This is a genomic window from Nocardioides sp. YJ-D4 (genome assembly GCF_054031495.1).
In genome coordinates this window covers 2417212-2429835 of sequence record NZ_CM132932.1, presented here as the reverse complement: position 1 = coordinate 2429835, position 12624 = coordinate 2417212, and the positions used below count along the sequence as shown (strand labels likewise).

At 70.9% G+C, this 12624-nt stretch carries 11 protein-coding genes; 5 read left to right on the top strand and 6 right to left on the bottom strand.

Annotated elements, in window-relative coordinates; genetic code table 11:
* The first annotated feature begins 27 nt into the window (after nt 1-27).
* Together ACW14X_RS11535 and ACW14X_RS11530 are read left to right on the top strand one after the other, a co-directional pair.
* Complete coding sequence (locus ACW14X_RS11535) at nt 28-1095, top strand: glycerophosphodiester phosphodiesterase family protein (protein ID WP_457165690.1); 1068 nt, start codon at nt 28-30, stop codon at nt 1093-1095.
* Nucleotides 1096-1118: 23 nt separating this feature from the next.
* Nucleotides 1119-1604, top strand: a complete 486-nt coding sequence (locus ACW14X_RS11530) for a pyridoxamine 5'-phosphate oxidase family protein (RefSeq protein WP_400459796.1) — start codon at nt 1119-1121, stop codon at nt 1602-1604.
* 18 nt (nt 1605-1622) lie between these two features.
* Here the strand turns inward: ACW14X_RS11530 and ACW14X_RS11525 are convergent, their stop codons facing one another.
* Genes ACW14X_RS11525 through ACW14X_RS11515 form a run of 3 tightly spaced genes read right to left on the bottom strand, consistent with a single transcriptional unit; the run spans nt 1623 to nt 4419 of the window.
* Nucleotides 1623-2378, bottom strand: coding sequence for an ABC transporter ATP-binding protein (locus ACW14X_RS11525; RefSeq protein WP_457165689.1), 756 nt, complete (start codon nt 2376-2378; stop codon nt 1623-1625).
* Complete coding sequence (locus ACW14X_RS11520; protein ID WP_457165688.1) at nt 2375-3343, bottom strand: ABC transporter substrate-binding protein; 969 nt, start codon at nt 3341-3343, stop codon at nt 2375-2377. The genes ACW14X_RS11525 and ACW14X_RS11520 overlap by 4 nt, the downstream gene beginning before the upstream one ends.
* 17 nt (nt 3344-3360) lie before the next feature.
* Complete coding sequence (locus tag ACW14X_RS11515; RefSeq protein WP_457165687.1) at nt 3361-4419, bottom strand: FecCD family ABC transporter permease; 1059 nt, start codon at nt 4417-4419, stop codon at nt 3361-3363.
* Nucleotides 4420-4545: 126 nt separating this feature from the next.
* Between ACW14X_RS11515 and ACW14X_RS11510 the strand changes: the two genes are divergently transcribed.
* Both ACW14X_RS11510 and ACW14X_RS11505 read left to right on the top strand, forming a co-directional pair.
* Nucleotides 4546-5778 (top strand): geranylgeranyl reductase family protein, encoded by a 1233-nt coding sequence (locus ACW14X_RS11510; RefSeq protein WP_457165686.1) that lies wholly within the window; start codon nt 4546-4548, stop codon nt 5776-5778.
* Nucleotides 5778-6710: an NUDIX domain-containing protein gene (locus ACW14X_RS11505; RefSeq protein ID WP_457165685.1), complete on the top strand. Its 933-nt coding sequence runs from the start codon at nt 5778-5780 to the stop codon at nt 6708-6710. Before ACW14X_RS11510 ends, ACW14X_RS11505 begins: the two co-directional genes overlap by 1 nt.
* Before the next feature lie 118 nt (nt 6711-6828).
* On the opposite strand, the gene ACW14X_RS11500 is transcribed toward ACW14X_RS11505, so the two are convergent.
* Together ACW14X_RS11500 and ACW14X_RS11495 are read right to left on the bottom strand one after the other, a co-directional pair.
* A complete protein-coding gene (locus tag ACW14X_RS11500) occupies nt 6829-7788 on the bottom strand; it encodes an ornithine cyclodeaminase family protein (RefSeq protein WP_457165684.1) in 960 nt (319 codons plus the stop codon).
* A 19-nt stretch (nt 7789-7807) separates the two neighbouring features.
* Nucleotides 7808-9166, bottom strand: coding sequence for an MFS transporter (locus tag ACW14X_RS11495; RefSeq protein ID WP_457165683.1), 1359 nt, complete (start codon nt 9164-9166; stop codon nt 7808-7810).
* 151 nt (nt 9167-9317) lie between these two features.
* On the opposite strand from ACW14X_RS11495, the gene ACW14X_RS11490 reads away from it, so the two are divergent.
* A complete protein-coding gene (locus ACW14X_RS11490) occupies nt 9318-12116 on the top strand; it encodes an FAD-binding and (Fe-S)-binding domain-containing protein (RefSeq protein ID WP_457165682.1) in 2799 nt (932 codons plus the stop codon).
* A 12-nt stretch (nt 12117-12128) separates the two neighbouring features.
* Here the strand turns inward: ACW14X_RS11490 and ACW14X_RS11485 are convergent, their stop codons facing one another.
* Nucleotides 12129-12500, bottom strand: coding sequence for a DUF4267 domain-containing protein (locus tag ACW14X_RS11485; protein ID WP_160025563.1), 372 nt, complete (start codon nt 12498-12500; stop codon nt 12129-12131).
* Nucleotides 12501-12624 lie beyond the last annotated feature (124 nt).

The following is a 12624-nucleotide window of genomic DNA, read 5'->3' as shown; positions in this document are numbered from 1 at the left end:
CCATCCGGCTGCGGGATCCTGTCGGGCATGAGACGTGTCCGAGCAGGCCTCCTCGTGTCCGCGGCGCTCCTGGTGAGCTCCGCCATCGCCCCGGCGCACGCCGAGAACAATCCGCGTACCTTCGATCTCCAGGCGCACCGAGGCGGCATCGCGCTGACGGTCGAGAACACGCTGCCGGCCTTCGAGCGGGCGCTCCAGCTGGGCGTGAGCACGCTCGAGCTCGACGTGCAGATCACCGAGGACGGCCATGCGGTCGTGACCCACGACCGGGACCCGAACCCGGCCAAGTGCGTCGACACCGCGCCGGCGTTCCCGGGCGACCCCGAGTTCCCGTACGTGCCGAACCGGACCTACATCAAGGACCTGACGCTCGCGCAGGTGCGCACCATCGACTGCGGGTCGCTGCGGCAGCCGCAGTTCCCCGACCAGGTGCTCTCGCCGGGCGAGCGGATGCCGCTGCTGTCGGAGGTGTTCGCGCTGGTCAACAGCTACCACGCCGGCCAGGTCACGCTGAACGTCGAGACCAAGGTCGAGGCGGGGGCGCCGGAGCAGACGGCGCCGCGCGAGCAGTTCGTCCGCGTCGTCCTGGCCGAGATCCGGCGGGCGCACATCCGCAACCAGGTCACGATCCAGAGCTTCGACTGGGGTGCGCTGAAGCGGTTCCGCGAGGTTGAGCCGCGGCTGCCGATCGTGGCGCTGACCAACGGGCAGCAGTTCCTCCAGCAGGGACGGCCGGGCGCTTCGCCGTGGCTGGGCGGGATCGACATCGACGACTTCGAGGGATCGCTGCAGGCTCGGTACGTCGCGGCCGCGGACTCGTTCGGGGCGGATGCGGTCTCGCCGGTCCACGGCGACCCGCAGGGCGGCTCGGTGTCGGACCCGGGCTACGTGCCGTTCACGACCCAGGAGCTGGTCGACGCGGCGCACGCGCGCGGCATCGCCGTCGTGCCGTGGACGGTGGACGACGTCGCCACGATGGAACATCTGATCGGGCTCGGGGTCGACGGACTGATCACCGACAGGCCGGAAGTGCTGCGCGAGGTGCTGGCCGAGAACGGCTACAAGCTGCCCCGCATATACCGAGGTCACAGCTGAGAAAGTCGTTTACCCTCTGGGGTATGGCAGCTGATCTGGACAGACACGTCCGCGGGATCGTCGACGGCGTCGCCTACCTGGTGTTGGCGACCTCGGATCCCGATGGCCGGCCGCGTACGTCGCCGGTCTACTTCTCCCACGACGGCTACCGAGACCTCTACTGGGTCTCGGCGCCTGATGCGCAGCACTCCCGCAATCTCATCCGCGACCCGCGCGTGGCCGGGGTCATCTTCGACTCCTCGGTGCTCCCTGGCTACGGGGCGAGCGCTGCGTACGTCACCGGGATGGCGCGCCAGGTGCCCGACTTCGAGCTCGAGAAGCGCTGTGCGGTGGCCTTCCACAGGCTGGTCGGCACGGCTCGGGCGTTCAAGCCCGAGCAGCTGCGCGGCGAGGCGCCGCTCCGGCTGTACGTGATGGACGTCGAGCTCTGGGAGGCGCACCTTCCCGGCGTCGACCCCGACGACGAGGCCGTGCCCGAGACCAGGATCGAGGCCGCCCCGGAGATCTGAGGTCCGGTCAGGCCGAAATCAGGCCGACGGACGGAAGAGGAGGTGGATCTCCTCGCGCAGCTCGAGCCGCTCGATGCCGATGTCGTAGACCGGCTCCAGGATCTCGGGCCGGAGCACCTCGTCGACGGTGCCGCGGGCGGCGACGCGGCGCTGGTCGAGCAGCACGAGGTCGTCGCAGTAGCGCGCTGCCAGGTTGAGGTCGTGGAGCACGACGACGGCCGTCGTCCCGAGCTTCCGCACCAGGGACAGGATCTCGTGCTGGTAGCGGATGTCGAGGTGGTTGGTCGGCTCGTCGAGCAGCAGGTGGGTCGCCTCCTGCGCCAGCGCCCGGGCGATGAGCACCCGCTGCCGCTCGCCCCCGGAGAGGGCGGCGAAGGAGCGCGGACCGAGGTGGGTCCCGCCGACCCGCTCCAGGCACTCCGCGGCGATCGCCAGGTCGTGCTCGCCGGCCCTGGCGAAGGCGGACAGGTGCGGCGTACGTCCCAGCAGGACCATCTCGCCGGCGGTGAGGGTGGTGTCGGTGCCGGACTCCTGGACGACGACGGCGAGGCGCCGGGCGACCTGCTTCGCGGGGAGCGTGGCGAGGTCGTCGCCGTCGATCTCGACCGTGCCGGATCCCTGGAGGGCGCCGTAGAGCAGCCGGAGCAGGGTCGTCTTGCCGCTCCCGTTCGGGCCGATCAGACCGAGCACCCTGCCCTCGTGGGAGGCGACGTCGACGTCCTCGAGGATCGTGGTGGTGCCGTACGTCCAGGACAGACCCGCTGCCTCGATCACCGGCCGAACCTGTCGATGATCCGCTCGAGGCCGTCGACGGAGAGGGCGGAGGGCGGCTCGGTGAAGTTGAACAGCTGCGCCATCACATCGCCGTTCCTGACCGCGGTGAGGTCCTCGGCGCCGGCGAGCTGGGTGATCGACTCCTCGACCTGCTTCGGGTCGCCGGCGTTGTGGAGCAGGATGATCACGTCGGGGTCGCGCTCGAGGAGGTCCTCGGTCGAGACCTCGAAGACGCGCTCGTCGACGTCGGCGAAGACGTCCTCGAACCCGGCCGCTTCCAGCTGCGGGTGGGCCATCGACCTGGTGCCGTAGGCATAGGTCACGCCACCGCCGACGGTGGGGTAGAGCACCGCCGCCGTACGTCCCTCGCCGACCTTCTGCTTCTCCAGTTCCGTCACGCGTTTGCGCAGGTCAGCGACAGCCTTGGCGGCCTCGTCCTCGCGGTCGAAGACCTTGCCGTAGGCCTCCAGCTGGCTGTAGACGTCGTCGAAGCCGGGGTCGTCGACGCCCTCGGGGCACATCGCCGGCTCCTCGAGGAGGTCGATGTCGACGGCGTCGAGGGTGTCGCGGGAGAGGTTGTCGACCTCGCCGAGGACCAGGTCGGGCTCCTCGGCGATCACGACCTCCTTGGAGATCTGCAGGTGACCGCTGGTGTCCATCTCGTCGGTGAGCAGCGGGATGTCGTCGAGCTCGGCCTGGGTCTCGGCGTCGTAGTAGTCGGCGGGATAGTCGCCGGCCCTGGCCACGACCTGGTCCATCACACCGAGGGCGTGCAGATAGGGCACCGCGGAGCTCTTCAGCATCACGACGCGCTCCGGCGGAGCGTCGAAGGTGACCTCGGCACCACAGTTCTCGATGGTGACCGGGAAGCCATCGGCGGTGGCCTCGTCGCCGGCGGCATCGGCTCCGCACGCGGTGGTCGTGGCCAGCACGAGGGCGGCGGTGGCGAGCATGGGGCGGATCATTTTCGGCTCCTTGATGGTCAGACGTCGCGCGCTGAGAAGCGCCGGATGAGGACGATGAGGAACGGGGCGCCCAGGAGCGCGGTGACGATCCCGATCGGGATCTCCTGGGGCTGGAGGAGCACACGGGCGAGCACGTCGGCCCAGACCAGCAGGATCGCGCCCATGAGGGCGGCGGCCGGGATCGCCACGGAGTGTGCGGAGCCGACGGCACGCCGGGCGAGGTGGGGCACGACCAGGCCGACGAAGCCGATGCTGCCGGCGGCCGAGACGACCACGCCCACGGTCAACGCCACGAGGACCAGCAGCAGGGTGCGGAAGCGGTCGGGGGAGATGCCCAGGGTGTGGGCGGTCTCGTCTCCGATCGCGAGCGCGTCGAGGCCGCGTCCGGACAGGGTCAGCAGGACGGTGGTGGCGAGCACCGCGGCGGCCACGACGGCCAGCAGGCCATCCCACTGGGCCAGGCCGAGCGAGCCGAGCAGCCAGAACATCACCGACCGGGCGCCCTCGGCCGAGCCCGAGGCGAAGATCAGGAAGCTGGTCAGGCCGTAGAGCAGATAGCCGACCGCGACACCCGAGAGCAGCAGCCGCAACGAGGTGACCCTGCCGCCGCTGCGGGCGAGCGCGAACACCAGGAACGAGGCCGCCAGGGCGCCGAGGAAGGCGGAGCCAGGCAGGGCGTACGCCCCCAGGCCGGTGCCCGCGCCGAAGAGGATCGCCGCCGCGGCGCCGCTGGAGGCGCCGGAGTTGATCCCGAGCAGGTAGGGGTCGGCGAGCATGTTGCGGACCATCGCCTGCAGCGCCATGCCGGTGACGGCCAGGCCCGCTCCGACGAGCGCGCCGAGGAGCACGCGGGGGAGGCGTACCTTCCACACGATCGCCTCTTCGGTCGCCTTCCAGCCGGCCTCCGGGAGGCCGAGTAGGTGGTGGCCGAGGATCTGGGCGACGGTCCCTGGGGTGACGTACGCAGCCCCCAGCCCGACCGCCACGACGACCGTCAGGGCGGCGGCTGCGACGAGGCCCAGGAGCCAGATGACCGCGCGCCGGCGGCGGCGACGGACGCCGAGAGGGTCGTGCACGTGGGGGCCTTCCGAGACTGCATCCGGGCTATTGCGAAGAACTTGCAATAACCTAGCAGAGGCCGGGGCTGGCCGGAGGTGAGGGTTCTTTCGCGGGCCGTTGGCCGGTTCTGGGAAGATATGCGCATGACGTCGTCCCTTCCGCAGTCAGCTGATGTGCTCGTCGTGGGGGCGGGGCCTGCGGGCTCGGCCGCGGCGGCCTGGCTGGCGCGCGCCGGGGTCGATGTCCTGCTGACCGACGCGGCCGTCTTCCCGCGTGACAAGACCTGCGGTGACGGGCTGACCCCGCGCGCGACCCACGAACTGGTCCGGCTCGGGCTGGAGGACTGGCTGCGCGCGCACCCGGTCTCCAAGGGCCTGCGGGCGCACGGCTTCGGGCAGACGCTGCACCTGCCCTGGCCCGGCGGGACCTTGCCGTCGTGGGGCTCCGCTGTGCCGCGGACCGAGCTGGACGATCATCTGCGCACCGTGGCGATCAAGTCCGGCGCGACCGCTGTCGACGGCGTGCGTGCGGTCGACGTGCGCTGGGATGGCGAGCGGATCGCCGCCGTGGTCTTCGAGGGTGGCGCCGAGGTCGCCTGCCGATCGGTCGTTGTCGCCGACGGCGTGCGCTCGCCGCTCGGCAAGGTGCTGGGTCGGGAGTGGCACCGCGACACCGTCTACGGCGTCGCCGGACGGGCCTACATCGCCTCCGGCCAGGCCGATGACGAATGGATCTCCTCCCACCTGGAGCTGCGTGACGAGTCCGGTGAGGCGTTGCCGGGATACGGCTGGATCTTCCCGCTCGGGTCGGGGGAGGTGAACATCGGCGCGGGTGCGCTGGCCACCTCGAAGCGGCCGGCGGACGTCGCGATCAAGCCGCTGATGAGGCACTACACCGAGCAGTGCCGCGAGGAGTTCGGGCTCACCGGTGAGCTGCGGGCGGAGAAGTCCGCGCTGTTGCCGATGGGTGGTGCCGTCTCCGGTGTCGCCGGCGCCAACTGGGCGCTGATCGGTGACGCCGCCGGGTGCGTGAACCCGCTCAACGGCGAAGGGATCGACTACGGCCTGGAGACCGGACGGATGGTCGCCGACACGCTGATCGCGGGCGAGGACCTGGCCACCGCGTGGCCGGCGACCCTGCGTGAGCACTACGGCGAGGCGTTCTCCGTCGCCCGCCGTCTGGCCGGGATCGCGACCCGTCCGCGCCTGGTATCCACCCTCGGGCCTGCGGGAATGCGCTCCGACTGGCTGATGACGCTGGCCCTGCGGTGGATGGGCAACCTGGTCACCGACGAGGATCGCGACCGAGCCGCCAAGGTGTGGCGCTGGGCCGGTCGCCGCTCGCTGGCTCTCGACTCCCGACCCCCGTTCAGCTGATGGCGACGCGGAATCGGGGCCGCAGCGGGCGGCGACGGAAGCTTCCGAAGGTGCAGCGGGTGGGGGCGTACGCCGTCATCATCCGGGCGGGTGCGGCCGCTGAGCCGGAGATCCTGCTCAGCCGGCTCTCGGAGAAGGTCACGCCGGAGGAGCGCTGGACGCTGCCCGGCGGCGGGATCGACCACGGCGAGGACCCGCGCGACGCGGTCGTGCGCGAGGTCTACGAGGAGGCCGGGGTGCCGGTCGAGGTCGGCGTCGAGGCGCGGGTCTACTCGGTCCATCAGGCCAAGGCCTGGCGGCTGGGCCGGCGGGTCAACTCCCACGCGATCCGGATCGTCTACGACGGCTGGGTCCCTCACGACGCTCCCGAGCCGCAGACGATGGAGGTCGACGGGTCCACCGCGGAGGCGGCCTGGCTGCCCCTGGCCGCGGTGACGAGCGGCGAGATCCCGACGTCTCCGCTGGTCACCGACGCCCTCGAGGTGCACAAGCCGTCCCGGATGCAGCGGTTGGCCGCGTACGCCTTCATCACCCGTCCCTCCGACGACGCGATCCTGCTCACCCGGATCTCGCCGCTCGGCTACCACTCGGGCACGTGGACGCTGCCCGGTGGCGGGGTCGACTTCGGCGAGCAGCCGCGCGAGGCGCTGATGCGCGAGGTGGTCGAGGAGTGCGGGCTCACCTGCGAGGTCGGCGCCCTGCTCGACGTACACGACGTGAACATCACCGGCACCGCCCCCAGCGGTCGTCACGAGGAGTTCCACGGCGTCCACCTGATCTTCGCCGCGACCGTCCCAGACGGAGCTGAGCCGAGGGTGGTCGAGCAGAACGGCACCACCGACGACGTACGTTGGGTGAGCCGTGACGAGCTGACGATGCTGCCGCTGCTCGACGTGGTGGAGGCCGCGTTGGCCGCCGAAGCAACGGCCTAGCTGCCGACTCGGCTCGTCCTGACCGAAATCAGCGTCGAGTCGGCGCGTCATGACGCGCCGACTCGACACGGATCTTGGTCAGTTTGCGCCGACTCGGCAGGGATGCAGCGCGGGGCCACTAGTCGAGGTCGGCGAGGGTGCCGATGTCCCGCTGCTCGGCTGCGGTGAGGATCACTGCTGCCGCGGCAGCGTCCTGGATGCCGACGCCGACGGAGAGGTAGGTGACGGGGCCGCCTGATCGACGGTCGAGGGAGGCACTGCCGGTCAGGAGCGAGCCCAGGTCGGTGATCCGGTCCGGATCGACCGAGCCCGCGGAAACTGCCTCGACGACCGGGCCGGAGTCGGTCAGCGCCGAGGCGCGGTAGTCGACCACGACGGCGGACCGCGCTAGGAGGGATGGCGGCAGCTCGACGCGGTCGGGGGCGAAGGAGCCGACGCTGGCCACGGTGGTGCCGTCGGTGACCCAGGCGTCCTCGATCACCGGGGTGAGGGACGAGGTGCAGAGGACGACGATGTCGGCGGCGCGTACGGCCTCTTCCAGGTCTGCCGTCGCGGTGGCGCCGCGCTCGGCGGCTATCTCGGTGGCCGCGGCCGGGTTCCGGCCGAAGATCCAGAGGTCGGCGTCGGGGTGGGTCACGGCGAAGGCCGTGAGGTGGGCCCGGGCCTGGGCGCCGGTGCCGACGACGAGCACGCTGCGGGCGTCGGGGGCGACCTGCTGCATGGCGAGGGTGGTCGCGGCCGAGGTGCGCAGGCCGGTGACGCTGTCGCCGTTGATGATCGCGCGCGGTGCGCCGGTCTCGGCGTCGAGGACCGTGATGACCGAGTGCACCGCGCCGAGGCCACGGGCCGCGTTCGCAGGGTTGACGCTGCCGAACTTGCTCACCGCGGGGGCGTCGGCGGCGATCCGGGAGGAGTAGCAGAACGAGACCGATTCGTCCGGCCCGGGCACGAGGAGCCGGGGAGGCTGGACGGCCTCCCCGGCTCCCAGTCGGGTGAACGCCTCGCGCTGGGACTCCAGCGCGAGCTCGGGCGTGAAGATGCTGCGTACGTCGGTGGCGGAGAGGATCCTGACGGTCACCCCGCCCACCGTAGACCCGTCAGACGGAGGTCTTCTCCGGGGTCTCCTCGAGCGCCACGTCCTTGGTCTCCTTGCCGATCACCAGCGAGATCAGGGTGATCACGGCCATCACGGAGAGGTAGACGCCGACCAGGACCGGCGAGCCGTCGGCCTGCTTCCACAGCGCGACCGCGATGAACGGCGCGACCGCGGCGCCCAGGATCGAGGCGACGTTGTAGGAGATGCCGGAGCCGGTGTAGCGCACGCTGGTCGGGAACAGCTCCGGCAGCAGCGCACCCATGGGGCCGAAGGTGAGGCCCATCAGGGAGAAGCCGAGGACGAGCCAGAGGAGCACGCCGACGGTGCCGGCGTTGACCAGCGGCACCCAGGCCAGACCGAAGACGATGATCCCGAGGGTGACCGCGATCAGCAGCCGGCGGCGGCCGAAGCGCTCGGCCAGCGGCCCGGAGACCATGGTGAAGATGCCGAAGAAGATCACGCCGAAGATCAGCATCAGCACGAAGGTCGTGTAGCCGTAGCCCAGGCCGGGCACCGGGAGGTCCGTGCCGGCGGTGCCGAACGACAGCGAGAACGCGGTCATCAGGTAGAAGAGGACGTACGTCGCCAGCATGAAGAAGGTGCCGAGGACCAGCTGCTTGCCCTGGTTGCGCACGACCGAGGCGAGCGGCACCTTGCGGACCAGCCCGGCGTCCTGGCTCTTGGTGAACACGTCGCTCTCGACCAGGCGCAGCCGGACCCACAGACCGACGATGACCATGACCGCGGAGAAGAGGAACGGCACCCGCCAGCCCCACGCCAGGAAGGCGTCCGAGGGCTTGGTCGGGTCGGCGCCCTCGGCGGAGAGCAGCGCCGCGATCGCCAGGAACAGGCCGTTGGAGAGGATGAAGCCCAGCGGCGCGCCGAGCTGCGGGAACGTACCGAAGATCGCGCGCTTGCCCTCGGGGGCGTTCTCGGTCGCGACCAGCGCGGCACCGCTCCACTCGCCGCCGAGCGCGAAGCCCTGGGCCAGACGCATCAGCACCAGCAGCGCGGTCGCGACCCAGCCGACGGTCTCGTACGTCGGGAGCGCACCGATCAGGAAGGTGGCGATGCCCATGGTGAGCAGCGAGATGACCAGGGTCGTCTTGCGGCCGAGCCGGTCGCCGAGGTGGCCGAAGAAGATCGCGCCCACTGGGCGGGCGACCATCGCGGCGCCGAAGACGGCGAAGCTCGCCAGGAGCGCGGTGGTCGGGTCGCCGGCCGGGAAGAAGAGGGCGGGGAAGACGAGGACGGCTGCGGTCGCGTACGCGTAGAAGTCGTAGAACTCGATCGTCGTGCCGACGAGGCTGGCGACGAGCACGCGCGAGCGCGGGTTGGCCGGTGCGGGGGTGGCGGACATGGTCTCTCTCCGAGGTCTGGAAGTGCCCGCGCTCTCGCGGGCCGTCCCATTATATGAGAGTCGAATATCGCTCAATGAGACGGGTTCGTGTTGTGGTCATCGACGGTGGGCGCTGACCGGTGACCGTGCTGAGGTCTGTGACAATGAGCGGGTGAATGCGACTGCCTCGGATCTGGCGAATGAGCTGCGCAACCAGGGGATCAGCCGGGTCGACGACTCGCCGCTGGCCCGGGCGCTCTACTCCAGCGACGCGAGCCTCTACCGGGTCGTGCCCTCCGTCGTCGTACGGCCGCAGTCCCGCGACGAGCTGCTCGCGGTGCACGCGGTGTCCCGTGCGACCGGGGCGCCGGTGACGATGCGAGGTGCAGGCACCTCGATCGCCGGCAACGCCGTCGGGTCCGGGATCGTCGTGGACACCCGGGACCTGCGGACCATCTACGAGATCGACCCGGAGGCGCGGACCGCGCGGATCGACCCCGGCGTCGTGCACGCCGACCTGCAGCGGGCCGCCGCTCCCCACGGACTGCGCTTCGGGCCCGACCCGTCCACCCACACCCGCTGCACCATCGGCGGCATGATCGGCAACAACGCCTGCGGCAACCGGGCGCTGGGCTACGGCCGCACCGTCGACAACATCGAGGCGCTGACCGTGCTCTTCGGCAACGGTGAGCAGGCGACCTATGCCGACGGCGTCTCGACGGGGGAGACGGCGGAGCGGCTCCAGGCGCTCGTCGGCGCCAACCTCGGTCACGTACGGACCGAGTTCGGCCGGTTCGGACGCCAGGTCTCCGGCTACTCGCTCGAGCACCTGCTGCCCGAGAAGGGCGGCCGGGTCGACCGGTTCCTGGCCGGCACCGAGGGCACCCTGGCGACCATCCTGGAGACGACCGTACGGCTCGTCGAGGACTCGCCCGGGCGGCTGCTGCTGGTGCTCGGCTACCCGACGATGGCGGAGGCCGCCGACGCGGTGCCTGCGCTCCTCCGGGTGGCGCCGGGGCGGTTGATCGCCTGCGAGGGGATGGACGCCCGGATCGCCGACCTGGTGCGCGCCAAGGGCCGCGCGGTGCCGGAGCTGCCCAAGGGGGCCGGCTGGCTGATGGTCGAGGTCGCTGGGCAGGACGCCCCTGACCTGGTGAAACGCATCGCCGCGGAGTCGGGCGCGCTCGAGTCCCGAGTGGTCGTCGATCCGCTCGAGGCAGCCGCGCTGTGGCGGATCCGCGAGGACGGTGCCGGGCTGGCCGGGGTCTCGCTGCCCACGCCGGCCCACTCCGGCTGGGAGGACGCCGCGGTCCCGCCGGAGCACCTCGGTGCCTGGCTGCGCGACTTCGAGGGGATCCTGGAGTCCTTCGGCCTGCACGGCTATCCCTACGGCCACTTCGGCGACGGCTGCATCCACTGCCGCATCGACTTCCCGTTCGCGCCGGACGCGCCGGAGTCGGCCCAGGTGTTCCGTGAGTTCATGACCGCGTGCGCCACGCAGCTGGTGACCTACGGTGGCTCGCTGTCGGGCGAGCACGGTGACGGGCGGGTGCGCTCGGAGCTGTTGCCGATCATGTACGACTCCACCTCCATCGATCTCTTCGAGCAGGTCAAGGGCATCTGTGACCCCTCGGAGCTGCTCAACCCGGGCAACATCGTGCGGCCCGCGTCGATCACCGAGGACCTGCGTCCGGTGCGACCCCGTGCCCTTCCCCGGACCGGCCTGCGGCTGATCCACGACTCCGGTGACCTGGGTGCTGCCGTGCACCGTTGCACCGGCGTCGGCAAGTGCGTGGCCCCGAAGACCGCCGGCGTGATGTGCCCCTCCTACCTTGCGACCCGCGAGGAGAAGGACGCGACCCGTGGACGCGCACGGGTGCTTCAGGAGGCGCTGGACGGGTCGCTCGTCGGTGGGCTCGGCGACCCCGCGGTGAGCGAGGCGCTCGACCTGTGCCTGGCCTGCAAGGGGTGTGCGTCCGACTGCCCCACGGGCATCGACATGGCGACGTACAAGTCCGAGGCGCTCTACCAGAAGCACGACGTCCTCGGGGAGCGGCGGCCGCGATCGCACGCTCTTCTCGGGCAGCTGCCGAAGTGGGCGCGGCTCGCGGCGCCGTTCACCGGCATGGCCAACGCGTCGCTGAAGATCTCGCCGCTCGCCAAGATCGCCAAGAAGACCGCCGGCATCGACCAGCGGCGCTCGATCCCCGCGTTCGCGCCGAAGACGCTGAAGCGGTCGGCACCGACCGCGAAGCTCCCCGAGACCCCGGACGTGTGGATCTGGGCCGACTCCTTCACCGACCACTTCTTCGCCCAGTCGGGCCACGGCGCGATCGCCTGGCTCGAGTCGCAGGGCCTGACCGTCCGTGTGATCGGCGAGAAGGCCTGCTGCGGGCTCACCTGGATCACCACCGGCCAGCTCGATGACGCGCGAAAGATCATGGAGAAGACCGTGCGTACGCTGGCGCCCTATGTCGCCTCCGGCGTCCCCGTCGTCGGCCTGGAGCCCTCGTGCACCGCGACGCTGCGGTCGGACTCGGTGGAGCTCTCGGCGCTGCCCGAGGCGGAGGTCGTACGTGACGGGATGCTCACCTTCGCCGAGCTGGTGAAGCGGCTCGTCGGCGAGGGGCGGGCGACGCTGCCCGACCTGACCGGCGTCGAGGTCGTCGCCCAGCCGCACTGCCACCAGCACGCCGTCCTGGGCTGGGCCGACGACGAGGCGCTGCTGACCCAGGCCGGCGCGAAGGTCACCCGGGTCTCCGGCTGCTGCGGCCTGGCCGGCAACTTCGGGGTCGAGGAGGGGCACTACGAGGTGTCGGTCGCGGTCGCGGAGACCCACCTGCTCCCGGCTGTCCGGTCACACCCCGACGCCGTCATCCTGGCCGACGGGATGTCGTGCCGCGTCCAGCTCGACGACCTCGCCTCGGTCCCCACCATGCACCTCGCCGAGCTCTTCGCCTCACGCGTCTGACGCCCGGCTGGATCAGCCCAGCCAGAGCAGCGCCACCGCGACGAGCATCAGCGCCGCGGTGAGTCCGTGGACCCCGAACGCGCGCGCCTTGCTCCCTCGGTTGCCGAGGATCACGAGCATGTCGCCGACCGGGATCATGGCCTCGACGAGGACCACCCAGGGCACGGCGTCAGGTTCCACGAAGATCAGCGGGATCAGGACGAGGCCGCTGGCGATGTCGCGTACGCCCTTGAGCTGCCACCAGGCGCGGGCCTCGGCGGCGGGAAGGACCGGCAGGCCGAAGCCGGCTGCGTTGGCCTCGTTCCTCAGGAGGTACATCACACCGATGTAGATGATCCCCAGGGCGACGATCCAGATCAGGACCATTCCGATGGTGTACAGCATTTCGGCTCCTCAGATTGTCTGTGCAAGATTTTCTAGCAATGCTAGATCACGGAGTCGGTTACGTCTAGCGTTGCTAGATCTTTGCTGTGGAGGCTCGGGCCGTCGCCCTGCTCGCCGCCTGAGA